The 25,250-nt window shown below is 59.0% G+C and carries 22 protein-coding genes, 1 tRNA gene and 1 pseudogene; 11 read left to right on the forward strand and 13 right to left on the reverse strand.

Annotated elements, in window-relative coordinates:
* Positions 1-34 precede the first annotated feature (34 nt).
* Both CVS27_RS11675 and CVS27_RS11680 read right to left on the reverse strand, forming a co-directional pair.
* Positions 35-742 carry an ASCH domain-containing protein gene (locus CVS27_RS11675; RefSeq protein ID WP_103466019.1) on the reverse strand — a complete coding sequence of 236 codons (708 nt, stop codon included), beginning with the start codon at positions 740-742 and terminating at the stop codon, positions 35-37.
* A gap of 165 nt (positions 743-907) precedes the next feature.
* The gene (locus tag CVS27_RS11680; protein WP_133162926.1) at positions 908-1,531 is read right to left on the reverse strand and encodes a maleylpyruvate isomerase N-terminal domain-containing protein; all 624 of its coding nucleotides are present in this window, start codon (positions 1,529-1,531) and stop codon (positions 908-910) included.
* 204 nt (positions 1,532-1,735) lie between these two features.
* Between CVS27_RS11680 and CVS27_RS21645 the strand changes: the two are divergent.
* From CVS27_RS21645 to CVS27_RS11705, 5 genes and pseudogenes are all read left to right on the forward strand, one after another.
* A pseudogene (locus tag CVS27_RS21645) lies at positions 1,736-1,984 on the forward strand (class I SAM-dependent methyltransferase); the annotation flags it as partial.
* A 29-nt stretch (positions 1,985-2,013) separates the two neighbouring features.
* A complete protein-coding gene (locus CVS27_RS11690; RefSeq protein ID WP_279325115.1) occupies positions 2,014-2,517 on the forward strand; it encodes a class I SAM-dependent methyltransferase in 504 nt (167 codons plus the stop codon).
* A 162-nt stretch (positions 2,518-2,679) separates the two neighbouring features.
* On the forward strand, positions 2,680-3,600 hold the full coding sequence (locus CVS27_RS11695) for an aminoglycoside phosphotransferase/kinase family protein (protein ID WP_207767515.1): 921 nt from the start codon (positions 2,680-2,682) through the stop codon (positions 3,598-3,600).
* 119 nt (positions 3,601-3,719) lie between these two features.
* Positions 3,720-4,175, forward strand: coding sequence for a GNAT family N-acetyltransferase (locus CVS27_RS11700; RefSeq protein WP_103465925.1), 456 nt, complete (start codon positions 3,720-3,722; stop codon positions 4,173-4,175).
* A gap of 74 nt (positions 4,176-4,249) precedes the next feature.
* The gene (locus CVS27_RS11705; RefSeq protein WP_103465926.1) at positions 4,250-4,744 is read left to right on the forward strand and encodes an NUDIX domain-containing protein; all 495 of its coding nucleotides are present in this window, start codon (positions 4,250-4,252) and stop codon (positions 4,742-4,744) included.
* Between the two features lie 470 nt (positions 4,745-5,214).
* Here CVS27_RS11705 and CVS27_RS20550 read toward each other — a convergent pair whose 3' ends face one another.
* Positions 5,215-5,646: a hypothetical protein gene (locus tag CVS27_RS20550; RefSeq protein WP_133162927.1), complete on the reverse strand. Its 432-nt coding sequence runs from the start codon at positions 5,644-5,646 to the stop codon at positions 5,215-5,217.
* Between the two features lie 812 nt (positions 5,647-6,458).
* Here CVS27_RS20550 and CVS27_RS11720 point away from each other — a divergent pair.
* From CVS27_RS11720 to CVS27_RS11730, 3 genes are read left to right on the forward strand one after another with little or no spacing between them, the layout of a single operon-like run.
* Positions 6,459-7,691: a sensor histidine kinase gene (locus CVS27_RS11720; RefSeq protein ID WP_103465928.1), complete on the forward strand. Its 1,233-nt coding sequence runs from the start codon at positions 6,459-6,461 to the stop codon at positions 7,689-7,691.
* Positions 7,688-8,338: a response regulator gene (locus CVS27_RS11725; protein ID WP_103465929.1), complete on the forward strand. Its 651-nt coding sequence runs from the start codon at positions 7,688-7,690 to the stop codon at positions 8,336-8,338. Before CVS27_RS11720 ends, CVS27_RS11725 begins: the two co-directional genes overlap by 4 nt.
* A gap of 40 nt (positions 8,339-8,378) precedes the next feature.
* Complete coding sequence (locus CVS27_RS11730) at positions 8,379-9,257, forward strand: hypothetical protein (protein WP_103465930.1); 879 nt, start codon at positions 8,379-8,381, stop codon at positions 9,255-9,257.
* A gap of 477 nt (positions 9,258-9,734) precedes the next feature.
* Here CVS27_RS11730 and CVS27_RS11735 read toward each other — a convergent pair whose 3' ends face one another.
* The 5 genes from CVS27_RS11735 to CVS27_RS11760 form a co-directional block, all read right to left on the reverse strand.
* A complete protein-coding gene (locus CVS27_RS11735) occupies positions 9,735-10,529 on the reverse strand; it encodes a C40 family peptidase (RefSeq protein WP_243400154.1) in 795 nt (264 codons plus the stop codon).
* Positions 10,530-10,834: 305 nt separating this feature from the next.
* Positions 10,835-11,350, reverse strand: coding sequence for a hypothetical protein (locus tag CVS27_RS11740; protein WP_133162928.1), 516 nt, complete (start codon positions 11,348-11,350; stop codon positions 10,835-10,837).
* Between the two features lie 238 nt (positions 11,351-11,588).
* The gene (locus CVS27_RS11745; protein ID WP_103465932.1) at positions 11,589-12,338 is read right to left on the reverse strand and encodes an RNA polymerase sigma factor; all 750 of its coding nucleotides are present in this window, start codon (positions 12,336-12,338) and stop codon (positions 11,589-11,591) included.
* 699 nt (positions 12,339-13,037) lie between these two features.
* The gene (locus CVS27_RS11755; RefSeq protein WP_103465934.1) at positions 13,038-13,538 is read right to left on the reverse strand and encodes a hypothetical protein; all 501 of its coding nucleotides are present in this window, start codon (positions 13,536-13,538) and stop codon (positions 13,038-13,040) included.
* A gap of 64 nt (positions 13,539-13,602) precedes the next feature.
* Complete coding sequence (locus CVS27_RS11760; protein WP_103465935.1) at positions 13,603-13,917, reverse strand: hypothetical protein; 315 nt, start codon at positions 13,915-13,917, stop codon at positions 13,603-13,605.
* A gap of 183 nt (positions 13,918-14,100) precedes the next feature.
* On the opposite strand from CVS27_RS11760, the gene CVS27_RS21650 reads away from it, so the two are divergent.
* Together CVS27_RS21650 and CVS27_RS21655 are read left to right on the forward strand one after the other, a co-directional pair.
* Complete coding sequence (locus tag CVS27_RS21650; protein ID WP_370739512.1) at positions 14,101-14,352, forward strand: helix-turn-helix domain-containing protein; 252 nt, start codon at positions 14,101-14,103, stop codon at positions 14,350-14,352.
* A gap of 119 nt (positions 14,353-14,471) precedes the next feature.
* Complete coding sequence (locus CVS27_RS21655; protein WP_103465937.1) at positions 14,472-14,687, forward strand: helix-turn-helix domain-containing protein; 216 nt, start codon at positions 14,472-14,474, stop codon at positions 14,685-14,687.
* A 501-nt stretch (positions 14,688-15,188) separates the two neighbouring features.
* Here CVS27_RS21655 and CVS27_RS11775 read toward each other — a convergent pair.
* A complete protein-coding gene (locus CVS27_RS11775; protein ID WP_103465938.1) occupies positions 15,189-16,319 on the reverse strand; it encodes a tyrosine-type recombinase/integrase in 1,131 nt (376 codons plus the stop codon).
* Between the two features lie 87 nt (positions 16,320-16,406).
* Positions 16,407-16,487: transfer RNA gene (locus CVS27_RS11780), tRNA-Leu, on the reverse strand.
* A gap of 179 nt (positions 16,488-16,666) precedes the next feature.
* Here CVS27_RS11780 and CVS27_RS11785 point away from each other — a divergent pair.
* Positions 16,667-17,269 (forward strand): ANTAR domain-containing response regulator, encoded by a 603-nt coding sequence (locus tag CVS27_RS11785; RefSeq protein WP_103465939.1) that lies wholly within the window; start codon positions 16,667-16,669, stop codon positions 17,267-17,269.
* 238 nt (positions 17,270-17,507) lie between these two features.
* Here CVS27_RS11785 and pyk read toward each other — a convergent pair whose 3' ends face one another.
* From pyk to gltB, 3 genes are all read right to left on the reverse strand, one after another.
* Positions 17,508-18,998, reverse strand: coding sequence for a pyruvate kinase (gene pyk, locus CVS27_RS11790; RefSeq protein ID WP_103465940.1), 1,491 nt, complete (start codon positions 18,996-18,998; stop codon positions 17,508-17,510).
* Between the two features lie 68 nt (positions 18,999-19,066).
* Positions 19,067-20,521: a glutamate synthase subunit beta gene (locus tag CVS27_RS11795; protein ID WP_103465941.1), complete on the reverse strand. Its 1,455-nt coding sequence runs from the start codon at positions 20,519-20,521 to the stop codon at positions 19,067-19,069.
* The gene (gene gltB / locus CVS27_RS11800; RefSeq protein WP_103466022.1) at positions 20,514-25,061 is read right to left on the reverse strand and encodes a glutamate synthase large subunit; all 4,548 of its coding nucleotides are present in this window, start codon (positions 25,059-25,061) and stop codon (positions 20,514-20,516) included. The genes CVS27_RS11795 and gltB overlap by 8 nt, the downstream gene beginning before the upstream one ends.
* Positions 25,062-25,250: the final 189 nt, after the last annotated feature.

The raw sequence follows: 25,250 nt of genomic DNA on the forward strand, positions 1-25,250 counted from the left end.
AGTCGTTGCGCTACCGCTCAGAAGTGAAGGCGAATCAGGCAACTTCAAATGCGACTACGCCGACCTCATCTTCATCGGAGAGCGCAGGATAGTGAGAACGAAGTCCGCGGCGAAACTCCTCGACGGATGTTCCGGGTGCAAGACCAGCTTGTTCAGCTGTCATTTTATCGAGCTGATAGTACAGAACCTCTGTCACCCTCCCATCCAGTGTTCGATGCTCGGCGTCGTCCTCAAAAACGAAGGTGTGCGGCCCCAGAGTCACCGGATCATCAAAGCGAACGGTCGTTACCTTAGTTCCGTTCGCGACAACGTCGTAGTAACGCTTGTTGAATCTCAGTAAGCGATGAGAATCTGCATCCGGGAAGAAATACGTGTCTGGGAGCATCTTTCGAATCGGGCGCATCTTCGGGCCGTTATCTGTCGGCACAGCCACCATGAGGTCAGGGTGAATGTCCAACATAGCTTGTCGGCATCTCCCGCACGGCGATATCAGCCCACGTCCACCATCGCCGGCAGCAGCCATCGTTATCAACGGTCCGGCATCCGCTGTAGCAGCGATCCCCATGACGACCAACTCGGCGCACGGTCCGCCCGTGAAGTGGTAAACATTCACAGCACGATGAATAACGCCGTTCGTATCCATCGCCGCAGCCGCTACCGTATGGTTTTTGTCTGCTCCGAGCGTCGCTGCTAGTTCTTCGGCTGCCTCAATGACTCTCAATTCTGATTCAAATGGGTCCATGAACAACAGTCTGCCGCACCGTGATTGTAATGCTGCGCATCAATCCCCCGACATTCAGATGGACATTGAATGAAAATCGTTGTCTGCCCTATGCCTGTCCCGTATGACGTTCGGTATCTGAGACTGGCGTCTTCCATCTTTGGCTGCGCGACTCGAGGCAGTTGGTTACCAGGGGTTCAGTGTTGTCCCGCTGTCCAGCGGCCCGCGCCCAGCCAACCAAGCCATAAACAACCGACGACTATTGGAAGAATCAAGCCGCTCGGGGGCGGTTGCAAGCAACTGCGGAAGATCCCAGGCAACATACTCGTCCGGCCAATCCAAAGGGGTGTAGCCCAGTCCAAGGTCGACGTGGTGCATCTCCACCTCGCGGAGCCTGTGTGCCGGGCAACCAGCTACACCGTAGTGCCCTCCGCCGAGGAAGTGTCCATTGGGCCATCCTGCCGCAGTGGATTGCGTGAATATCTCTTCAAGACTGTCCATACTGGCTTGTAGGTCGGCGATGATCTCGCCAGCCGACCGCGTGGCCCCGTCTTCAATCTCGGTGCTGCGCTGTTGCTCCCCACTTTCGTATTTGGGAACATTATTGCCGCTCAGCGCACCTGACAGGCGGCGCGCATGGGCGTCAGCATTGCGAGCAAGATGGGTCAGTACATGGCCCACGGTCCAGGCTGGCAGACGACTTGGCGATTGGACGTCGGCGTCCGTCAGCTGGGCCATGCGGCGCATCAATCGCCCCTGCGCTTCACGGCACAGTCGGGACGCCATTTCCGGATTACTCTCAAGATCCACGAATGCATCAACCTTTCTTGGCCACTCGATCACAGACAACTCTGCCACAAGCACTCGCACCGACCTGGGTGGGCGGACTCGATCCAGATAAAATATCAAACGACCGCGCCTCGGTTCGTTTGACGCGCCAGATTCTTTACGCGGTTATGAGCGGACCTTGGGTATTCAAGACGGGTCTCCCCGGACACTAGTTAGGCTGAAGGCATGAATCAGTTCCACAGTGCAACAACAGCTTCGAGCCACAGCGCTGTACTGCATGATGATGTTCGTCCGACATGGTCTGCGGAGGTGGTCTCGTGGCTATTAGGATCTCCACTGAGCGGCCAGCGACTGGCAGTCCTGGACCTAGGAGCCGGCACAGGACTAGGGACACGGGCCATCGCAACACTCGGACACACCGTCACCGCGGTTGATACCTCCGCCGACATGTTGTCCGTGCTCCGAAAGTCCTGCGAGGAACCGCCACCGGAGTCGCTAATCGCATCACGACTACTAGCGGATCGGCAGAACGCATCCCCCTGGGCGATCAGAGCGTCGACGCCACTATTTGCCTCCAAGCCTGGCACTGGGTCGAGCCCGAACAGGCAACAAATGAATGCGATCGTGTGCTCAAGCAGAACGGCATGATGGGCATGGCATGGCATACCTGGGACCGCACCAGCTCGTGGGTGCAGGCACTGGCCGCAATTGTCGAACCGGACGGAACCCCTGCCGACCAAACGCTCAGCGTGCCTGGAGAGTTCGTCGAACGAGGCGCCTTTGAACGCAAGGAATTCCCTTTCAATCACGAGCTGACGGTCGAGCAACTCGTTCAACTTGCCAGCTCCTGGTCCTTCGTTGCGCAGAGATCAGACCGAAACGTCGTCTTAGCGAAAATCCGCGACCTGGGCGAAAAAGCCGAGTCTCTTCACACAGGACTTGTCAGATTCCCCCACATCACGGCCACCTTTCGTCTCAAACAGCCAGTACGAGGAGTCGTGGGTTAGGCGGAACGAAAACTCATGACGACAGCTCACCGAACGCCGGAAACTTTCCCGCTGAACGTTCCGCTTGCGGAGCGGTAGAAGATGCCGTCCCTGGGAGTGGTAGGCAACAGTGGAATTACGGCGGGTTCCTGTTTGTAGAATCGAATGATGGTGACAAGTTCAATGTCAGGTGAAGTTGAGGGGTGGTGTTTTCGCGTGCTCGGCCACGGCACCCTGACATCCTTGCGTGCCGAAGCTGGCGGTGAAATGTCTCATCAGTTCCTATACGACTCCGATGAGCAGGGCATCGTGGTCGTCAAAGTCCGGTCTGATTCCGCTGACAGGATCAGTCGATGCCTTCAAATTCAGCGCATAGCTGCCGATGCTGATTTCCCATGCGCCCGGCCGCTGACCGGTGCTGACCTACTCGGACCAGGTTTGGTGATCAGTGCTGAGACGTGGATTCCTGGTGGTGAAATGTACTCCGGTGAAGGCGTTTCCTTTGCCAACCGGTCTGCCAGACTCTTGGCGGGGCTTATGGAGATTCTTGAGTCACAGTCCCCAACCGGGCTTGGTTCACCGCCTCCGTGGATGCACTGGAATCCTCCAACTGGTGGCTTGTGGCCTACAAATCCAGAGATAGACGCCATGGACCAAGGCCTCGTACCTGATCACGTTCATGTTATTGCTCGTGCCGTATCGGAAAGGCTGACACAAGGAGTATTGCCCCTAGCTGTTGGGCACGGTGACTGGGAAAGCCAAAATCTTCGATGGCAGGGGCTTCGCCCATGGGCGGTCCACGATTGGGACAGCCTCGTCGCCCTCCCTGAAGCGGCTATCGTCGGTGCAGGATCCGGCGCCTTTGCCAGCACCGCCATCCCAACGCTGGCAACCATCGAAAGCTCGGAAAAATTCATCGACTCCTACCAGCAGGCGCGCGGTAGACGGTTTACCGAAGAAGAGCAGGAGGTTGCCTGGGCCGCGAGCCTGTGGCCTGCCCTGCATAACGCCCGCGGTGAAAGCCTCTTCCAATCCCCGCCGGTCGCGCTAGATGCACTCACCTGTCAGGCACCGGAACGACTCCAACGCGCCGGCGTCCTGTAGAGCGTTCCGCCTGCGGACGATGGAGTGCTGTGCAGCAGAGTACTGAAATTTGTGGAGACGACTTCTGACACCCTCCTACATATTTAGAGAATCCAACGCTGGGTGAATACCGTTGAGGAATGATCAAACTTGCGCGCGCAACTGAATCCGATATGGCCGAGATTTCAGAGTTCCTGCGCATCGCGGACCTGACGTTGAGCGGACTCGATTCATCAACTGTGCACTTGTGGATCTCGCGGGATGAAACGACGGCACGCATTTTCGCCACGACTGGATATGAAAGCAGCGAGGACGGCAGTCACGCCCTTATCCGAAGCGTCGCCGTTGATCCAGAACTTCGCGGGGCAGGGATTGGGCTGGAACTCGCCCAATTCGCGATGGAACGAGCTGTCGAAGCTGGCGCCAAACAAGCCTGGCTGTTTAGCCGCAGGTCTGGCCCGTTCTGGCAGAAAGCAGGATTCACGTCAGCAGACACGAACGAGCTAGCGGTTGCCCTTGCCTCCACTCATCAAGTCCAACTGTTTACTGAAACTGGCCAGCTCGGACGTGAAGTGGCCTGGAACAGGCAGCTCTGACACACCTGCAGAGGCCCGCTCCGTATGACGTCCCCCTCAGGAACGTGTTCGGGACATCTTGTTATGGTGAGGTCATGGGGCATATTGGTTCTTATCTATGGAAGATTCGGCAACACCTCGGATCTCAACTCGTTCTTCTGCCTGGGGCTCAAGGGCTCGTGCTAGGACAAGAGGGCCATGCCTTGTTCCAGCGCCGAGCGGATAACGGAGTATGGGAGCTGCCCGCTGGCGGCTGCGAACCTGGCCAGAGTTTCAGGACAGCAGCCGTAGCCGAGTTGTTTGAGGAAACGGGCCTCGTTGCCAAAATAGAAGACCTCGAACCTTTCGCGTGCCTGTCCGATCCTTCAATTCACACCTTGACCTACCCCAACGGTGATCAGGTTCAAGCCTTCGCCATGTGTTTTGTGCTTGCTAGCTGGGAAGGAAGCCTGTCAGCAGAAGAGTCCGAGGTGAGTGACCTTGGGTTCTTTCCGCTGATTGATCCACCGTCTCCCACTCATGCCCCGACTCTGGAAGTGCTGAAGCTATATGCGCTGTTCCGGGAAACCGGCGTTTTCCAAGCAAATTAGGCGTCGCAGTAGGGGTTCGGCTACGAGGCAAGATAAGCGCCGAGTGGTCATCGCCAGTCGAAGTGGGATGCTAGTTCTGTGTACTTGAAAACAAACACCAATGTGCCAGTAGTTGCCATTCGTCCTTACCGTCTCGCGGATGCTGCGGACACCATGGCGGTCTTCCTTGCCGCAGTGACAGAGACCGCTGCCGCTGATTACTCGCCGGAGCAGATTCAGGCGTGGGCACGGCCAGAAGCGCGCGAACTATCCACCTGGCATGCCGCGATGCACGAGCGGAACAGTTACGTGGCGACCGTGGATGGGGAGCCAGCAGGCTTCTCCGACGTAGATTCACAAGGGTATATAGAATCCAATGGCGGGCAAAAAACTGAAGCGTCCCACAGGAGGTTCCCGCTACGGGCAGGCTCTGGGTGGCCGGCCCTAATCGTACGATTCTTTCCGGTCTCTGCGGTATCCCCGAGGAGAACTCAAGGATTAAGCGCCGAGAGTGGCAGCGTTTGAACAGCCAGGCGGGCCACACTGAGCGGATCGATCGCCCGCTCGATGTTTGTCGCGAGGTCAAGCAGGTCTTCAGGAGTCCGCGAAACTGTCTTCCACGACTGCCCATCGGCCGCAGTGTAGGCCAACCCTGGAAGGTAATTACCCTCCGCATCTTCACCTGCCGTATATGGATGAGCGTGCAAGAGTACATTGCGCACCGATTGCCGCGCCTTCCGGAATTCAAGTACAGCTTGATCGAGCGCATCTGCGACGACAACGCCAGACGCTACTAATCTGTATTGGTCTGCAAGATTCTCAAGTTCTCTCTCCTTAGAACCTGCCATTTTTGCCTGAACCTCGGGGAGAGTCGAGGCCCCAGTTTCGAAGAGAATCGCTGACACAGATTCTTCTAGGCTCAAGAAGCAATAGTGGGCGCGTCCAAGTGCTTCCAGAACTTGAGGGTGAGCTGGTGTTCGAAATTGCCGGCCGAGAGTTGTGTGCGTGTCATTTTGAGAGTCCAACGTCATCTGTCTAATAGTAGGCGCCTAGGCGCAACTCCTGATTTCAAGGTTTCAGATTACTGACATATCGTTCCGGTAGAGCGTTGGTCTATGGTCAGCGGATACGGCGTGGAACTACCTCGACACCATTTCGGATTTATGAGCAGTAGCGCCAAGCCTTGCTGTTGTTCCAAAGACGCCGAATCGATGCCTGGCTCTAACGAACCGTGGGAACCGAAATGTCCCGGTCGGGCGACGGAACCGATGCATCATTGGGTAGTCGATCAATTTTCCGAAGCGATCGAAAAATGCTAAGGACAACAAGAACTATTCCGGCCAGAATGATCACCCCACCCAACAACAAGAGCAAAGTGTAAAGATCCTCGTGATCACGGTATTCCTGCCGGGCCACACGCCCTCCAATTGGCCCATACAGAAACATGCCAATTGGAATCATGATCACGCCAATCAGGAATGCCGGCGCATTACGGGTACTTCTCATGTCGTTCCCACCCCAAAGTCTATGAAACCAACAGAATACAGTCCCAGTACCGCATAGCGTTCCCGTATGGAACCCATTCTCCGATTGAGTGGTTCGAGAGGCGCGGCTACGGTCGGTTATGTACCCTGGGGGCAGGTTCTCATCAGCAAGGTTGAACTTGATCATCCGAAGTGTGGAACCTGCAGGGTTTTGGTGCATTTGGAGTCACACCGGAACATAGTGTGAAGCTATGCACAGCATCCTCCGCTTTCGTCCTCGCCTCAGCTTCTTGGCCGCACCAGGCTGCGCTGCCGCCCTGGTGCTTTGGCTGTCGGTCCTTGAAGACCGGCAATTCAATGCCAACAGTGCCCTGTTGCTCGCCCTTGGCCTGGCCATTGCCGTGGCGGACACGATCCCATTTGTGGCACTTGCGTTTGCTGGCTGCGCATTGGTTGCCCAGGCCGCTGGCGTTTTCCCATCGATTCTCGTGGCCGGTGTACTACCGTATTGTGCGGTGCCGTTCGTGGTCTTCTTTGCCACGCGGGGGTATCGCGGTCCACGCCGGCGGGTGCTCCCGGTGTCGGCTGTCCTTCTAGCTGCCGCTGCCACCGTTTCGTGGTTTCAGGACGGGCCGTGGATCAACTTCATTTTCGGCACTCACCTTTACGGCCGAGGCATGGTCCGCAGCCTCACGGTGTGCCTGTTGATCATGGGAGCCTTTGCCGCCGTCAATTTGGGGGCATGGGCCTTAGGCGTCGCTGTCAGTGCCACGTCGGCCAGCCGCAGAGCCCAATTGCGAGCTGAGGCCCGACTTCGCGAGACGGCCACGGCCCTTGCAGTGGAACAGGAACGGAACCGAATAGCTGCTGAACTCCATGATGTTTTGGCTCATTCCCTGGCTGTAGTGATCGCCCAAGCCGAAGGAATCCGCTACATCCACCGCACCGAACCAGAATCAGTCGAAGCCGCCGCTACCGTCATCGCCGAGGCCGCACGGAGCGCCTTGGTGGAAACCCGGAGAATGATTGAAGGTACCAACCCTGATCTGTCCGTCGCTGCAGTAACCGACGGCATCGAACTGATGGCACAACGGCTAACCAGCTCCGGCATGACCGTCCGCCTTTCAGAAGAGGGCAACCCCGACAAACTGGTCCAACCGCATGGGCCCGCTGTCCACCGGGTCGTGCAGGAAAGCCTGACCAATGCCTTCAAGCACGGAGACCACAGTGCAGGGGCCGACGTTGGTTTGAACTGGCATCCCGGCGGCGTCATCGTGCGTATCGAATCAACACTGCCAGCCGATACAGCGCAGCCTTCGGGCGAAGGAGCAAGCGCATCGGGCACAGGCTCCGGCCGGGGAATACCCGGAATGACTGCCCGAGCCAACGCCACCGGCGGCTGGCTCAACGCTTTCCCCACCGACACCCACTTTATTGTCAGCGCCGCCATTGGTGCACCACCCCTTGAACGGAATCACTCATGAGCGCACCAACCATTCGTGTCGCCCTGGTCGATGACCAACCGCTGTTCAGCGCCGGCCTGAAGATGATCCTGCGCAGCCAAGCAGACATTGATTTCATTGGAGAAGCCACAGATGGACAAGCCGCGGTCCAGCTGGCGGAGGCATCGGCACCGGATGTCATGTTGATGGATATTCGGATGCCAGTGATGGACGGGATCACAGCAACAGCTCGCATCTCCAAGTCATCTTCAAGAACCAAAGTCATAGTCCTCACCACCATCCAACATGACGAAGCAGTAGTACGTGCCATCCAGGCCGGAGCTGCAGGTTTCCTGACCAAGGACGCAACACCGGAGTTCCTGTTGGCGGCCATTCGAACAGTCCATTCGGGTCATTCAGTGATCGCACCATCAATCACCAACGAACTCCTGCGCGACTACACCAGCGCCGATCAGGGAAACCCTGCCGTCATTGAGGTCCTCTCCGAGCGGGAGAAAGACGTCTTCGCACTAGCCTCCACAGGCCTGTCCAATGCTGAAATCGCCGCGAACCTAGTCCTCAGCGAAGCCACTGTGAAGTCCCATGTGGGCGCCATCCTGTCAAAACTCCACCTCAAAAACCGCATTCAACTGGTGGCCTTCGCCCACCAAAACGGTCTACTGACCTAACAACCAATCCTCCGAGCGTCACCGAGTATAAGGAGTCACCGTGAATAAGCGCATCATCTCCCTCGCGGTCCTAGCCATAGGCACCGCAGCTGTCATCGGGGCATCCGCCATCCCCGGACCTGGCATCACCGCATCCCCGACACCGATCGGCGGCATCACCAACAGTACAGAGGCATTGCTGAACTCCGGCACCATCGCACGATCCGGGTACAGCCAAGCCACGCATGAGTGCCTTGTAGCTGCCGGATTCGACTACACGCCCCTACCGGAGACTACCGGCGTCGATCTCAACGGAGCCATGGGCATCAGCCGGCTAGATCTGGTGACTGCACAGAACAGCGGCTACTCATCAGTGCAGCCTAAGGGTCCCCACGAAGCGGCACTGGGAACAGCTGAAGCTGACCTGTTCGCCAATCCGGGCTTCCTCGAAGCCCTCAATGGCACCGAAGCCACCGGCGAACCCGTCAAAGTCGGCACCATGGGAACATTCTTGGGCGGGTGTAAACTCGAAGCCGCCAAGACCATCTACGGGAACACTGAGAACTACGGTCTGGCAACTGCTGCAGCCATGAACATCCTCACTCCCGCCAGCCACGCCGCATCTGATGATCCTGGTGTGGCTGATGCCGTCAAGGCGTGGAAGGACTGCATGGCGGAAACCCCATTTTCCGCTTTCGAAGGTCCCTGGCAGGCAGTCGATGCCGGAACTGCCGCGGGCGGCCAAAAGGAACGGGAAATCGCCGTGACCGATGCTATCTGCCGCGACCAGACAGGCCTGCACGCCACTTTGGATACAATCCTGGACAAGTACGTGACGACCCTGGTCCAACAGCAGGACTCCCAGTTCCAACGCATCGCTGACATCCTAAAAGCTGCTGCAGCGAACTCGGCAAAACTAACCGCCTCCAAAACAAGCTAAGTCCAAGGCAGCCAAAAGACACCGCCCCCGGCAAGTATGGCTTCTGAACGGCACCGCGGACAAGTGATCGGGCCCCGAACATGCGAGCATTCGTGCTCCGCCATTCCGGGACCGGTCAATTGTCGTTAAAACCCGCAGAGGATTAATTAACAATGAGATCCTGAAACCACCCCACACAGACCGTGAAGTTCAACTCTGCGCCAGAATCTCACCAGCAACTTGAAAGCCCGCCGACTGTACCGCAGAGCGTTCGCCCTACGGGCGCACCAAGGTCGTGCAGAAGGCGTCTGAAAATGACTTGCGGGGCGCGATACGTCTCAGAAAGTCATCCAGTCACAAAGCGTCTCATCTAATCACGACAACAACAGTATTATGCAGGCAGATTCCCCCGGCTGAATGACGATTTATGGTTTGGGATGCCGCCGTAGTCCCTGGTGGTCACGGCAGCTTCGTCATTTCCATCGTTGCAAGTCATTTCTAGGGCACCATCCTAAAATATGCCGATCCGCTGTTCCACGCCACAGGGTGTAACAACGTGCCAACGGCCGGATTGAGAGCGCTGTACATCATGCCGTTGCCGGCGTAGATGCCTACGTGGCCCCAGTGGTTTGGTCCGTCGGGATTCTGAACCACGACGTCACCTGGCTGCGGATTCGAAGTAGGCGTTACCGCCGTCCACTGCTCTGTTCGAGGCAGCTGGATTCCCGCTTTGTCGTAAACCCACTGCACGTAGCCGGAACAGTCCCATGCTTTGAAGGCAGTTCCACCCCAGACATAGGCGCCGCCGACTCCCTCCTGCGCGTACGCGGTGATCGCACGTCGAAGTTGGCTCAAGTCGGCTGGAATTGTTGGTTGTGACGTCCCTGAACTGTTCGCAGTGCAGTCCGCCGGAACGGTTGACGATCCCAAGGCTTTCAGGATTGATTCTGCCTCGGTCTGCCATTGGGCGTACCTTTCTGGGAAAGCAGATCCTTGAACCGCTTGAGCTGCCGCGCCCCTGTCCATTTGATCCCAGCCCTGAATATCAAGAAGTCCTCGAGGCGACCCATGGTTGGGCCCCTGTGGCCCGCCATAGAATGCTTCAGCATCGTAGGCGGGTTGCATAAGTTCGGCAATGCTCCCCCATCCCGCCGAAGGGCGTTGTTGGGCACTGCCGACTGAATCATGGTCACTACCCACGCCATCATGCGGATATTGCAAGGACTCGGACACGGAGGAGTTGGCCAGCATTTGCATATTGGACTCTTGCAACGCCATCATCAACGCAATCACGATGCCTTTGTCTGGGACTGACCGTGCACGGCCCACTGCTATGTAAGCCTGGGCCACGGTCACCTGCGACTGGCTCAATGTGGTGGGCGCCCGGTCAGGCACTGTGATCGTCAGGGCCTGACCCGAGCCGCCAGGATCGACCGTTATGCAAGCCGCCGTCGAGCTTTGAGCTCCAAAAGCTACCAGAGCAATTGCCCCGCAAAGCGCCATAACGCAACACAGCACCATGGCTGAGAATGCCGCCCCAGCTAATTTGAGGGCCGCACGTCTCTTGATCATGCCCAGAACGAGCGCCGGGGCTGGCATCAGTAAACGATTCGTTCAGGAGCAGCGTAGAAAGCCACCATCTCACAGCGGTCAGCCGGGGCAGATACAGCAGGCGGACAGTTGACGACGATGCTGACGGGCGCGGTGTATTTGTTGTCCCCCGACGTTGTGTGCTCCTCGACACTCAAGGTCACGGCACACACGTGCATGCCCACCCACGGTGGAGGTTGTTGGACATATTGTGCCAGCTGCTCGTCGCACGATGAGTTCGCAGGCTGTGCAGTTCGATATCCTTTCGCTCCAGTCAAGGACGCATAGGCCGCCGCATTGGTTCCTGTGGCTTCGAACTGCTGCGCGAAGATGGTCAGGGGGTTTGAATCATCCGGCAACACATGCCACCAGCTGCGAAGCCTCCCGTACGTCTCCGAATACGTGGCCGTTCGCGTATCCCATGTGTAGATGGTGCGGGCAGCTATGTTGGCAAGCTGCCGAAAGTCCAGGGTTGAAGGTTCGCCAGCTGGCGCAGCCGATTGATCCGCAGGTGAGCTTGTCATGGTCGGCGGTTCCACCGCCGTCGCTTTAGCCGTGGGGCTTGCGACCGCAGCCGTAACCGCAGACTCCGGGGTACTTGCAACAGGGCCGACCTCCGGGGGCCGGATTGAGAGCACCGCGGCAATCCCAGCGACGACTACGGCAGCGACCAGTAGCAGGATCCACGGCCGGCGTCGGCCTGTCCCGTCCCTATGCGCCAGCCATGTCGATTTCATGGTCACACCTCATTTGCTTGAGGAGCTAGGCCTTGGACACGGCGTGGACCGCCGAGCTGCCTGCCGTTTTGATGACAGCACCCTCAATCCCTGTCCCTGCCCGCAAAATTTCCTCGGCTGCCTGGACGAGGCTGCGCACTAGGCCGACCTGCACCTTGACGTAGCGCACACTGACTCCGACCTCCTGTGCGACCTCGGCGACCGCCGCAGCGCGTGCCTTGCCCAGTACTGCCGGCAGGACGATGCGCTCTGCGATGAGTCGAAGCATCGGATTTGAAAGCGATGCAACTGTAGCCCTACGCAGTGATGCCAGGTCAACAACCCGATGCGGATCGACATCCAGGACCCGACTCGCCGTCAGAGCCATCTGGCGGACCACGAAAACGGACTGCCAGCGCATACCTGCGGACACATCAGCGTTGGTTGCCGTGAATTGCGCCTTCCCGTCAGAAAGACTGGCAACGGCCAGATCCCATGTGCGCTCGGGCACGTGTGCCTTGACGAACTGCAAAACCTCCGTGGCCCAGACATGATTGGTGACTTGGTCATCGAGGCGCGTCAGCTGGACATCAATCTGGCTCTGAAAGCCGGACTCGCCTTGGTCCAGCAATGGCAGAGTCGATCTGGCAAAGGTGCGCCGAATGTGATCAGCGCACAGATTACAAGCGATCCCCTGAACCCAGGCATCAAACTTCACTCCGGGAAATGCCTGATAGCTGCCGTTCACCGTTCCCTCCCACGCAGCAACACGGATGTCCTGCAGGACGTCATTCACGTCTTGGAAAACCCAAACCGGGCCAGGTGAATCTTCACATAGGGACGAACTCCCTCAACAGCCCTCATCAGCTGATCGATAGGGATATCGGGTTCCGGCGGGCGGGCAAGGGACTGATCGACCGCCCCGTCGATAGGTACTTCACATGCTTCGCTGGTCCAAGGACCCATGATGATCACCGCTTCATGCGTTGACTGAATATCAAGCGCGACGTCGTCAGACGTTGTGCAGAAGATCTTGGGGACACCGTTGGTGGCGGCAGGATCGTTCCGGCATATGCCGGGCCCCATGGGTCGGTGCGAAATCAACGATTGCGGGTGACCCACTTCAAAAGGTAATAAGACTAGTGTCCAAGCATCAAAGAGATATTGTCAAGGGGCGTCACTCTTACCCTGTGGACAACTTTGAGGCAGAATGAAGCTATGCCCCGAATTACGCATCCGATAGGCCCGGATTGGCCACACGAAGTCGAGCTGGCGGTCGCCACCTTTGGCAATCGAGCGCGCACCGAGATCATCCGCTATCTATTGGAAAACGGGCCGAACCCGCGCGGCGAAATCGTGGCCAACGTTGGAGCCAGCGAGGCAAGCGTCGCCAAGCACCTGATACTCCTTGAAGAAGCCGGGGCTGTCAGTGCAGACGTCGAACCAGGGCGCAGGCACGGTCGCGCGCCGAGGTATTCAGTTAACCCTGACCGCGTCAAGGCCCTTCTGGAGGCCCACCTTCGGTATTTGACTGAGCCGACTCGCTAGCACCATCAGCTGTTGCGGTCATGCCGTGCTTCAGAAAATCAGTAATGGCATCGAGCGTTTCCGGTGCAACGTCGGCAAGTGTGCGCGCGGCAAAGGCCTGCACTCGCGACACCCTCAGGGCCTTAACAAATTCAAGCCTTGCTTCAATGCTTCTGGGAAGCACGTCGGAGCCCAAGTCCAGCAAATACGACGAATCAACATCGAACAACTCACAGATTGCAGTCAAAACCTTCCTATCGGTGACCAGCGCCCTTGTCCCGTCCTTCATATAGAACCAACGGGCACGGGACATGCTCACGCCCCGTTCAGCCAATCGATCTTGGACCTCACGGAAAGTCACGTCATAGCCACGTTTTTCTGCAGCAGCATCTAGAAGTAGGTTCAGGCGCCTAGAAAGGGCTAGCTGAGGCGATGGCTGGTCTTGCAGATTGCCGCTTCCAGCGCTCATGCCAGGCTCCTCACGATAATGGCGTCGGCTCGCCGACTATCCCATGCCGAATCGTCGCGTCCACTCAAGTATTGTCCGCGCCTTCCAACCCCGCAAGACAACGCTGAATCGCATTATCCAACTCGGGCAGGAGGACGGTCTCTGCGCTGGGCTCTAGCCACGGCAACCCGTGAGGAGCACCCGAACTGGCAGCAAAAGCACGAAGCCCCTCCTGGTTGAGCAATTGGTTCCGATCAAGATGGAAGCAAACTTCCGCGAGTACATTACGAAGCGCAGTGAGAAATTCGATTTGTTCCTGCGGATCCCTTGCCCAATAGCGGTTTCCTCGCATCGATTCCGCAGCGCTGACAAAAGCTTCGACCTGAGGATGCTGGGTCATGTGATCAACCTTCCATCTGAATTTGTCGGAAACGCCGCGCCACGGCGGCGACTTACACGAAGTCATAGGGATTTGGGGCATTTACACCATGACCGAGTGAGAGTAAGTTTTGCAGAGTAGACGGGTATATTCCGTCCTGCAGGTAGCCTTCTGGGAGTGTTTTCCATGGAACCCTCAATCTTGATGAACCTGCCCCGAAGCCGCATCTTACATATGCTGGTTACTCATGGTCCTGCCCCGGCCCCTGACATATCTGACGCACTGTCCCTTTCAGCCGCCACGGTCAATCGGGAACTTGAACAGCTAACGAGAGCTGGGTTCGTCAGCGCCAGTGTGGCAATTCCTGGTAATTTCGACTCAATATATGCCTCCGATGCACCCCAAATATTCCAGGAAATGACGCGGGTGTGCCAGTTTTTAGGATTGGAGCTCTGAACAGAACCGGCTCCATCACCCCTCGGTCATGGACTAAGTTGCTTTCCCGACTATGAGTAGTTACCTAGTCACACTTGCCGATGCTTGAATGTTGGCAATACCGAAGGGAAGGCACCGCGATGACCGACTACACGGAGCACGACAGTCAAACCGATTCGACTGTCACACAGTTGCTCTCCCCCAGTGAAATCTGCCACGAACTGCAGATTCCGCTGCAGACCTTCTACCAGTGGAGAGCCAAGGGCATTGGGCCACACGCCTACCGGATTGGAAGGCACCTGCGCGTAAGCCGGACAGATTTCCAGGCATGGCTCCTACTTCGATCGGATCCGTAAATTCCGTAACCGGTAAGAAACGATCATGGCTAGGTGCACCCGTTGCATCACCGTGCCCATTGGGTGAAGAGGACCGCCAGCCGGTCGGGTCATGGTGACTGAGGGTCCTTCGAGCACGAAGCCTCAGAGAATCGAATATGTCGCCACAAAGAGCTGGCCATTCCAGGGACTGCGTCAGCACACCAGCCAACTACACGCGAGAGGATAGCCAACGCCATGCAGCGCGAATTCTACGAACCAGAGCAGGCCGCAGAGCTACTCCACTGTTCCGAAGCATGGCTTCGGACTGGCGCCGCCAATTGCGAATTCCCCCATCTGACATGGGGCAAAGGGAAGATTGTCTTCACCGACGAACACCTAGAAGAAATCGCCAGTCTCCGCGAGGTAAGAGCTCATCCGGTAGGTAGCAACATTCGCAGAACACTTGGCACGCGAGCCAAGGGACAAACGACCTAAATCGGAAAATAGCTTCGATCCCTCCCGCCGCACGGCTGCTCGTTCCTATCCTCCCCAGATTCTCGCGGACCGTTGTACGGACTCTGCTCCGTCTTGGAGCGCCTGAGGCATGAGATGCCCGTAGACCTCCTCCGTGGTCCGTGTGGAGGCGTGTCCAAGCCTCCTGGAAATGGTGAATAGCGAAACTCCGTCCTGGATCAGCCACGAAGCGTGCGTGTGCCTCAGGTCGTGAATTCGGGGCGTCTTCTTGAGTCCAGCCGCTTGAGCACCTTTGACAGTGGGAACCCAGCACTTCTGCCAGTAGATGCTGTGCGCAATTCGCCCTCCCGTACCTGTCGTGAAAAGCAGGTCACTCCCCTGCCGGCTGGCTACCAGCGGAATCAATATCTCTACCAGCATTGGAGCCAAGGAAACCGTTCGCTTGCCTGCACCAGTTTTCGTCGGGCCAACATAGAATTCGTTGTTTCCGTCTCGCTTCCACGCCTTAGTGATCCTCACTGTGGCCGGCTTGGCCAGTAGATCCACATCGGCAACGGTCACGGCGGTGGCCTCACCAAACCTTGTGCCAGTCATAACGAGAAATTGGGTAAAGTCCTTGTACCGCTCGGGCATAAGCGCCAAGATCTGGGAAAACTCGGCATGGGTTAGGAACCTGGCATCATCTTCAACCCTATCCCCCGATGGCAGCTCCACTCCCCTGCATGGATTGTCCGGCCGGTATTTCAGCAGCACCGCACGTTCCATGGAGGCAAAGATCAGCGAGTGGTTGTTTCGGATTGTTTTGGCAGTCTTGCCCCTTTTCTGCATTCCACGGACCCACCCAGTAATCTGCCGCATGTCGAGTTCATCAATCAGGATTGCTCCTAGCACCGGCTTAATATGCAGATCCAACATGGTCTGATAGGTGCGCAAAGTGCCGGAGGCCGGACGGACCAACAAATCGATGTGTTCTTGGATAACTTCTGCAACAGTCAAGACTTTGCGTCTACTGGACTCCATTGCTTTCTGGGCAATACCAAACGATTGGCCATTCCTGTCCAGGAACTCCTTCAGCAACTTCGCGTCAACCTCGGAGACAAAAGTGACGCTTTGTTGTTGGGCCACATCGGGGTCCCGCCACCTCACCTGAAAGGAGGTGGTTCCAGACTTCGACCGGCGCTGAACAACACTTGCCATGCACTAAATTTTACGCCTGTGGGAACACTTTTGGGTTTTTTGGGAACACTTAAACACGTAAACCCCCTGTGACCAGGGGGTTTAGCGTGCCCAAGGTGGGATTCGAACCCACACACCTTTCGATACTGCATTTTGAGTGCAGCGCGTCTGCCGTTCCGCCACTTGGGCCTTAGCAAAAGCGTCCATACGAACACTGTTACGAAGATCACATACCGGTTCTTGAATCGCTTCCGAACCAGTGCGCGCAACTACTCTACATGGAGATAGGCTGTTTTGTAGAACCAAGGCCAGCTTTGGGGTAAATATTTGCTAAATGTGGTGTAACTCACCCCTTCTAAGGAGTTTTTGTGTCTGAACAGACGGAAACCAAACCCACCACCCCCGCACGCCGCGTCATTGTTGCCGAAGACGAGACCCTGATCCGCCTCGACATCATGGAAATCCTTCGCGGCGAAGGCTACGACGTGGTCGGCGAAGCTGACAACGGCGAGAAGGCAGTGGAGCTCGCCAAGGAACTCAAGCCCGACCTGGTCCTCATGGACGTCAAAATGCCTGTCATGGACGGCATCACGGCCGCTGAGATCATCGTCAAGGCCCGCATTGCCCCAGTGGTCCTGCTGACGGCCTTCAGCCAGAAGGAACTGGTGGAGCGTGCCCGCGACGCCGGCGCCATGGCCTACGTGGTCAAGCCCTTCACCCCCGCAGACCTCCTCCCCGCCCTGGAGATCGCCCTTTCCCGCCACGAGGAGATCAAGGCGCTTGAGGACGAGGTTTCCGACCTCCAGGAGCAGTTCGCCACCCGCAAGCTTGTGGAGCGCGCTAAGAGCCTCCTGACCACCAAGATGGGCCTCACCGAGCCTGAGGCCTTCCGATGGATTCAGAAGACCTCCATGGACCGCAGGTTGAGCATGCGTGAGGTCGCCGAGACCATCATCAACCAGGTCAACTAGTCCCCACGCCCTCCCACTGCTCGCAGGCTCGCAGCGGGGCCCTCGGGCGCGTGGGCCCAAGCTCGACCACCGCAGACAAGCTCGACCAACGTTCGACGGCGGCACCCACCACATGGTGAGTGCCGCCGTCGCGCTTTAACTTGGGTTAAACAAACAAAGCGCCCTGCCAGCTGAGAAACTCTACAGTTTCCAGCGAGCAGGGCGCCCCGCGTGAAGCAAAATCAGTCAAAGACGGGGTTTAGCCCTCAGTGGGCCAGGGACCAATCTTTTCCTTGTTGATGCGAACACCGGATTCGCTCTTGCCCAGGTCGGCGAGGTCGCCCACCTTGTGAACCTTGACCAGGTTGGTGGAGCCAGCCTGTCCGGGAGGGGAACCGGCTGCAATGACAACCAGGTCTCCCTCTTCAACCAAGCCCTTGGCCAACAGGGTGTGGTCAACCTGCTCGGTCATGGCGTCGGTGTGGGCAACAGTGGGAACCAACACGGGCTCAATGCCCCAGGTCAGTGCCAGCTCGTTGCGAACCTGCACTTCAGGAGTGAAGGCGAAGACCTGCTTCTTCGGGCGCAGGCGTGACAAACGGCGGGCCGAGTCACCTGACTGCGTGAAGGTGGCAATAAACTTGGCGTCGAGCTGATCGGCGATCTGCACGGCAGCAGCGGTGATGACGCCACCGCGGGTCTTGGGCTCGGATCCCAGCTTCGGGATCAGCTTCATGCCGGCTTCCTCTTCGGCGGCCTCAATGATGCGGGCCATGACCTTGACGGTCTCGATGGGGAACTTGCCAACGCTGGTCTCGCCGGAGAGCATGACTGCATCCGCGCCGTCGAGCACGGCATTGGCACAGTCGGAAGCCTCAGCGCGCGTGGGGCGCGGGTTGTCGATCATGGATTCGAGCACCTGGGTGGCCACGATGACGGGCTTGGCCCAGCGGCGAGCCATTTCAACGCACTTCTTCTGTACCAGCGGCACATCTTCCAGCGGCAATTCAACACCCAGGTCGCCACGGGCAACCATGATGGCGTCAAATGCGTCAACAATGGCTTCCAGGTTGGCAACAGCCTGCGGCTTCTCAATCTTGGCGATGACCGGCACGCGGCGGCCAGCTTCATCCATGATCTCGTGAACACGGGTGATGTCAGCAGCATCGCGCACAAAGGAAAGCGCAATCAAATCTGCACCGCAGGCCAGGGCCCAGCGCAGATCGTCCTCATCCTTTTCGCTCAAGGCGGGGACGTTCACAGCAACGCCGGGCAGGTTGATGCCCTTGTTGTTGGAGACCTTGCCCGGAACGGTGACAATGGTGACAACCTTCACGGAGTCAACAGCTGTGGCCTGAACCGAAACCTTGCCGTCGTCGATCAGCATGATGTCGCCAACGTTGACGTCCTCGGTGAGGGACTTCAACGTGGTGGAGCAGATGTCCTTGGTGCCCGGAACATCTTCGGTGGTGATGGTGAAAACATCGCCCACGGCAAGGTCATAGCCCTCGCCGTTGGCAAAACGACCCAAGCGGATCTTGGGTCCCTGCAGGTCAGCCATGATGGCAACCGGCTTGTTCAAGGAAGCAGCGGCCTTACGAACGTTGTCGTACGTGTTCTGGTGCACGGTGTAATCGCCGTGGCTCATGTTCATCCGGGCTACGTTGACGCCCGCCTCCAGAACCGCAAGTGTGTTTTCATAGCTGGCAATAGCCGGCCCGAAAGTCGCAACAATTTTTGCGCGTCTCAATGTACCTACCTCGTGTGTGGTTAACAGTAGAAATCTGTGGTGCCCGGAACCAGCCTATCGCTTTGCCACTAGACACTGATAGCTGAGTCGCTGGGTGAGACAGGTGCCGGCAGGAAGGTCTCCCCCATGAGGAACTTGTCCACCGCCGCAGCACACGCCCGACCCTCCGCAATGGCCCACACAATCAGCGACTGGCCGCGCCCTGCATCGCCTGCGGCAAAAACCCCGTCACGGCTCGTCATGTAGTAACCGTCACGGTTAACATTTGAGCGTGAATCCAAAGTCACAGGCAACTGGTGAGTCAGTTCGGCCGTTTCCGGTCCGGTGAAACCCAGCGACAAGAACACCAAGTCAGCGGGAATGACCCGTTCGGTCCCCTCCTTGGGCACCCTGCGCCCGCCCACATACTCGGTTTCGGCAATCTTCAGCCCGGTCAGCACGCCGTTTTCGCCCAAGAATTCCACGGTCGAGGCCAGGTAGGTCCGCTCGCCGCCTTCTTCGTGGGCGCTGGCCACCTCAAACAAGTTCGGGAACGTGGGCCAAGGCTGTGACGCGGGACGATCCATGGACGGCTGCTGGCCAATGGCCAAGGTGGTCACCGATGCAGCCTTCTGGCGGTGCGCCGTGCCCAGGCAGTCAGCACCGGTATCACCGCCACCGAGGATCACCACATGCTTGCCGCGGGCGTCGATCTGGGCCGGAACTTCATCCCCGGCAACAAACTTGTTGGCCTGCACCAAGTAGTCCATGGCGAAATGCACACCCCTCAAGGTGCGGCCCGGGATGGGCAAATCGCGTGGCACGGTGGCGCCGGTGCACACCACGACGGCGTCATAGCGCCTGCGCAGCTCTTCCCAGCCAATATCCTTGCCAACTTCAACACCTGTGCGGAAGCGGGTGCCCTCGGCCACCATCTGCTCCACGCGGCGGTCAACGCTTTCCTTCTCCAGCTTGAAATCGGGGATGCCGTAGCGCAGCAGGCCACCGATCCTGTCATCACGCTCGTACACGGCAACAGTGTGGCCGGTACGGGTCAGCTGCTGCGCAACGGCCAGTCCTGCCGGACCTGAACCGACGACGGCGACAGTCTTGCCTGTGAGCCTGGCCGGGGGCAGCGGGTGCACCCAGTCCTGGTTGAAGGCCTCATCAATGATGGAGACTTCAACCTGCTTGATGGTCACGGCCGGCTGGTTGATGCCCAGGACACATGACGTTTCACAGGGTGCCGGGCACAGGCGGCCGGTGAACTCGGGGAAGTTGTTGGTGGAGTGCAGGCGCTCAATTGCGTCCTGCCCCTTGTCGCGCCACGTCAGGTCATTCCATTCGGGAATCAAGTTCCCCAACGGGCAGCCCTGATGGCAGAACGCCACGCCACAGTCCATGCAGCGGCCGGCCTGAGACTTCAGCACGCCCTTCTCCTGAGCCTGGTAAACCTCTTTCCAGTCCATGATGCGGACCGGGACCGGGCGGCGGGTCTGGGTGATGCGTTCGCGGGTGTTTAAGAAACCGTGCGGATCAGCCACCGGTGACCTCCAAGATCTTCTGCCAGACGGTTGCGCCGTCCGGGTCTTCGCCCAACTCGGCTGCTGCCAAGCGGGTCTCCAATACTGCTGCGTAGTCGCGGGGAAGGACTTTCACCATCCGCTCAACGGTGGCCGGGAAATCGGCCAGCAACTGCTCCGCCACATCCGATTCTGTTTCTTCAGCGTGACGCTGCAAAAGTGAGCGAACAATGTCCTCATCGACGGCGTCGAGCTTCAACAAGGAAAGCTCGCCGGAATCGAGTGCACTCTTGTTCACGCGGCTGGCTTCCAGATCCAGAACGTAGGCCGTTCCGCCTGACATGCCGGCACCAAAGTTGCGGCCTGTGGGCCCCAAAATCAAGGCACGGCCGCCTGTCATGTACTCGCAACCGTGGTCACCAATGCCCTCAACCACAGCCGTGGCGCCGGAGTTTCGGACCAGGAACCGCTCCCCCACCAAACCACGCAGGAACATCTCTCCGCTCGTGGCACCATAGCCGATCACATTGCCGGCAATGACGTTTTCAGAGGCGGCGAAGGTGTTCGCCCGGTCGGGGCGGACAGTGATCCGGCCACCGGAGAGGCCCTTGCCCACGTAGTCATTGGAGTCACCCAGCAGGCGCAAGGTGATGCCCGCCGGCAGGAATGCGCCCAGTGACTGGCCGGCCTGACCGGTGAGGGTCACGTCGATGGTGTCCGGGCCCAAGATGTCAACGCCGAACGTCTTGGTCACGTGGTAGCCCAACATGGTGCCCACCGACCTGTCCGTGTTGATCACAGGAACGCTGATCTTCACGGGCTGCCGGTCACTGAGCGCCTCAGCACTCATGGTGATCAGCTGCTGGTCAAAATGCTTGTCCAGCTCGTGGTTCTGGTTGCTCAGGTGGCGAACGGGGGCACTGGCGGGCACTCCGGCATCGGAAAGGATGGGGCTCAAATCCAAGCCCTCCGTCTTCCAATGGTTCATGGCTGCCTTGATGTCCAACACGTTCGACTGCCCAATGGCCTCTTCCAAGCTGCGGAAACCAAGCTCGGCCAAAAGCTCGCGGACCTCCTCTGCAAGGAACTCGAAGAAGTTGACCACAAACTCAGGCTTGCCGGTGAAGCGCTGGCGCAGCTCTGGATTCTGCGTGGCAATGCCCACGGGGCAGGTGTCCAGGTGGCACACACGCATCATGACACAGCCGGAAACCACCAGAGGAGCGGTTGCGAAACCGTATTCCTCAGCACCGAGCAGCGCGGCGATGACCACGTCGCGGCCAGTCTTGAGCTGCCCGTCAACCTGCACCACAACCCGCTCGCGCAGCCCGTTCAGGCGCAGCGTCTGCTGGGTTTCAGCCAGGCCCAATTCCCAGGGCATGCCTGCGTGCTTGAGCGAGTTCAGCGGGCTGGCGCCGGTTCCGCCGTCGTGCCCGGAAATCAGTACGACGTCGGCCTTGGCCTTGGTCACACCGGCCGCAACGGTGCCAATCCCCATTTCGGAGACAAGCTTCACGTGGACACGTGCGCTGGGGTTGGCGCGCTTGCAGTCGTAAATGAGCTGCGCCAGGTCTTCGATCGAGTAAATGTCGTGGTGCGGCGGCGGGGAGATCAAGCCGACGCCCGGGGTGGAGTGCCGTGTTTCGGCAATCCACGGGTACACCTTCTTGGCCATGAGCTGGCCGCCCTCGCCGGGCTTGGCACCCTGGGCCATCTTGATCTGGATGTCCTGCGCGTTGGTCAGGTACAGGCTGGTCACGCCGAAGCGTCCCGAGGCCACCTGCTTGATGGCGCTGCGGCGCTCCGGATCCAGCAGGCGCTCAACGTCCTCGCCGCCTTCACCGGTGTTGGACTTGGCGCCCAAGCGGTTCATGGCGATGGCCAGGGTCTGGTGCGCCTCCTGCGAAATGGAGCCGTAGCTCATGGCGCCGGTGGAGAAACGCTTGACAATGCTGCTGACCGACTCAACTTCATCCAACGGAATGGGCTGGCGCTGGCCGTCCTTGAACGTGAGCAGGCCACGGAAGGTCATGAGCTTGTTGGCTTGATCGTCAATGCCCTGGGTGTACTTCTTGAAAATGTCGTAGCGGCGTTCACGCGTTGCGTGCTGCAGGCGGAAAACCGTATCCGGGTTGAACAGGTGCGGCTCACCGTCGCGGCGCCACTGGTACTCGCCGCCGCCCAGGAGCGGGCGGTGCGGCACGTCCACGCCGTCGACCGGGTAGGCCAGGATGTGGCGTGCGGAAACTTCCTTGGCAATGACGTCCAGGCCAACGCCGCCCAGCTGGGTGACGGTGCCGGTGAAGTACTCGTTGATGAGGTCCTGGGACAGGCCCAGCGCCTCGAAAGTCTGGGCGCCGCAGTAGGAGGCCACGGTGGAGATGCCCATTTTGGACATGATCTTCAAGACGCCTTTGCCCAGGCCCTTGATCAGGTGGTGCACGCCCTCTTCAGGGGTTACGCCGGTGACATCGCCGTTGCGGATGAGTTCCTCAACGGTTTCCATGGCCAGGTAGGGGTTGACGGCTGCAGCGCCGTAGCCCACCAGAACTGCCACGTGGTGAACCTCGCGGACATCGCCAGCTTCCACCACCAGGGAAACCTTGGTGCGGTTGGCGCTGCGCAGCAGGTGGTGGTGGACGGCGCTGAGCAACAACAGCGACGGGATCGGGGCCCACACTGCCGAGGAGTCACGGTCGGAAAGCACAACGTACTGAACGCCGCGGTTGATGGCGCCGGAAACCTGCTCGCAGATCTCGGTGAGCCGGGCACGCAGGGCGGACTCGCCGCCGTCGACCTTGTAAAGACCACGCACCTTCATGGCGATGTGCTCGTCCTGCGCGTTCTCCATGTTCGCGATCTTGGCCAGGTCGTCGTTGTCGATGACAGGGAAATTCAACGCCAGCTGCGGGGCCTGGACCTTGTTGCGGGAGAGGATGTTTCCCTGCGGGCCGATGGTGGTGTTCAGCGAGGTGACAAGTTCCTCGCGGATGGCATCCAGCGGCGGGTTGGTCACCTGGGCGAACTGCTGCACAAAGTAGTCAAAGAGCAGGCGCGGACGCTTGGACAGCACGGCAACGGGGGTGTCGGTACCCATGGCACCGAGCGGCTCGGCGCCAGTCTTGGCCATGGGGCCCAGCAGGATCCGCAGCTCTTCGGTGGTGTAGCCAAAGGTGCGCTGGCGGTGCAGCACGGAAGCGGCCGGGTGGACCACGTGCTCGCGCTCGGGCAGATCTGCCAGCTGGATGGTGTTTTCCTTGGCCCACTCCTCATAGGGGTGTGCGGCAGCTGCCTGGGCCTTGATGTCCTCATCGCTGATGAGCACACCCTTTTCGGTGTCCACCAGGAACATGGTGCCGGGGGCTACGCGGCCCTTCTTCACGATGGTGGCCGGGTCGATCTCCAGCACGCCAACCTCGGAGGCCAGAACCACCAGGCCGTCGTCGGTGATCCAGAAACGGGCAGGACGCAGACCATTGCGGTCCAAGGTCGCGCCCACCAGTGTGCCATCCGTGAACGAGACTGCTGCCGGGCCGTCCCACGGTTCCATGAGCAGTGAGTGGTATTCGTAAAAAGCCTTGCGGGCCGGATCCATGGTGGCGTGGTTTTCCCAGGCCTCGGGGATCATCATCATGACGGCTTCGGTGATGGAACGCCCGGAAAGCCAGAGCAGCTCAGCCACTTCGTCAAAGGATGCCGAGTCTGAGGCGCCCGGGGTGCAGATGGGGAACAGCTCTTCAGGGGTGTCCCCGAGCAGCCGGTGGGCCATGGTGGACTGGCGGGCGCGCATCCAGTTCCTGTTGCCCTTGACAGTGTTGATCTCACCGTTGTGGGCAATGGTGCGGAAGGGCTGGGCCAACGGCCACGACGGGAACGTATTGGTGGAGAAGCGCGAGTGCACCACGGCCAGGCGTGTGGTGAAGCGGGGGTCGGACAGGTCCGGGTAGAACGGCTCAACCTGGGCGGTGGTCAGCATGCCCTTGTACACAATGGTCTTGGAGGACATTGACGGGAAGTACACGCCAAACTTCTGCTGCGCACGCTTGCGCAACCTGAAGGCCTTGCCGTCCAAGGCGTTGGCCCTGCTGGGATCCAGGGGCTGCAGCGGTTCCTTGGCGAGTGCCACGAAGAGCTGGCTGAAGTACGGCATGCAGGCCAGGGCGCTTGCCCCGACCAACTCGGCAACAACGGGGACTTCACGCCAGCCCAGCACTACCAGGCCCTCGTTCTCAGCCAGGGCCTCCATGCCAGCCTTCGCCGATGCCTGCTCAGCAGCTTCGGCGGGCAGGAACGCGGTTCCCACGGCGTAGCTTCCCTGTGCGGGGAGTTCGAAGCCCGTGATGGCGCGGAAGAATTCGTCGGGGATTTGCGTCAGGATGCCGGCGCCGTCGCCCGTTCCCTCGTCAGCGCCAACGGCACCGCGGTGTTCCAGGTTGCGCAGGGCAATGAGTGCCTTTTGGACAATGTCGTGGCCGGGGGTGCCGCGCAACGTGGCAACAACAGCCAGGCCACAAGCGTCTTTTTCACTGTCCGGGCGGTACAGGCCCGCCCGCTCCGGCATGGCTGCGAAGCGGGTGAACGGCGAGATGGCTTCTGGCTGGTGGGAGTCACGTGTAGAAGTTCTAGTCACGACGTATAAGTCCTTCCCCTGGTAAGAGCGTTTAGTGGGGGACGACGCTGGCCCGATCGTTGGGAAAGCGGATCTTCCTCAACGGTACTTCTTCGGGGATTCCTTGATGCCGTTTTGTTT

Origin of the sequence: Arthrobacter glacialis, assembly GCF_002909445.1 — a bacterium.
Taxonomy (GTDB): domain Bacteria; phylum Actinomycetota; class Actinomycetes; order Actinomycetales; family Micrococcaceae; genus Specibacter; species Specibacter glacialis.

Coding starts and splice junctions, on each gene's coding strand:
- CVS27_RS11700 (WP_103465925.1), top strand. CDS start 3,720: ATGATCAAACTTGCGCGCGCAACTGAATCCGATATGGCCGAGATTTCA.
- CVS27_RS21650 (WP_370739512.1), top strand. CDS start 14,101: ATGAACCTGCCCCGAAGCCGCATCTTACATATGCTGGTTACTCATGGT.
- CVS27_RS11675 (WP_103466019.1), bottom strand. CDS start 742: ATGGACCCATTTGAATCAGAATTGAGAGTCATTGAGGCAGCCGAAGAA.
- CVS27_RS11695 (WP_207767515.1), top strand. CDS start 2,680: ATGTCAGGTGAAGTTGAGGGGTGGTGTTTTCGCGTGCTCGGCCACGGC.
- gltB (WP_103466022.1), bottom strand. CDS start 25,061: ATGCCGGAGCGGGCGGGCCTGTACCGCCCGGACAGTGAAAAAGACGCT.
- CVS27_RS11775 (WP_103465938.1), bottom strand. CDS start 16,319: ATGGCAAGTGTTGTTCAGCGCCGGTCGAAGTCTGGAACCACCTCCTTT.
- CVS27_RS11740 (WP_133162928.1), bottom strand. CDS start 11,350: ATGACAAGCTCACCTGCGGATCAATCGGCTGCGCCAGCTGGCGAACCT.
- CVS27_RS11720 (WP_103465928.1), top strand. CDS start 6,459: ATGCACAGCATCCTCCGCTTTCGTCCTCGCCTCAGCTTCTTGGCCGCA.
- CVS27_RS11760 (WP_103465935.1), bottom strand. CDS start 13,917: ATGACCCAGCATCCTCAGGTCGAAGCTTTTGTCAGCGCTGCGGAATCG.
- CVS27_RS11705 (WP_103465926.1), top strand. CDS start 4,250: ATGGGGCATATTGGTTCTTATCTATGGAAGATTCGGCAACACCTCGGA.
- CVS27_RS11755 (WP_103465934.1), bottom strand. CDS start 13,538: ATGAGCGCTGGAAGCGGCAATCTGCAAGACCAGCCATCGCCTCAGCTA.
- CVS27_RS11725 (WP_103465929.1), top strand. CDS start 7,688: ATGAGCGCACCAACCATTCGTGTCGCCCTGGTCGATGACCAACCGCTG.
- CVS27_RS21655 (WP_103465937.1), top strand. CDS start 14,472: ATGACCGACTACACGGAGCACGACAGTCAAACCGATTCGACTGTCACA.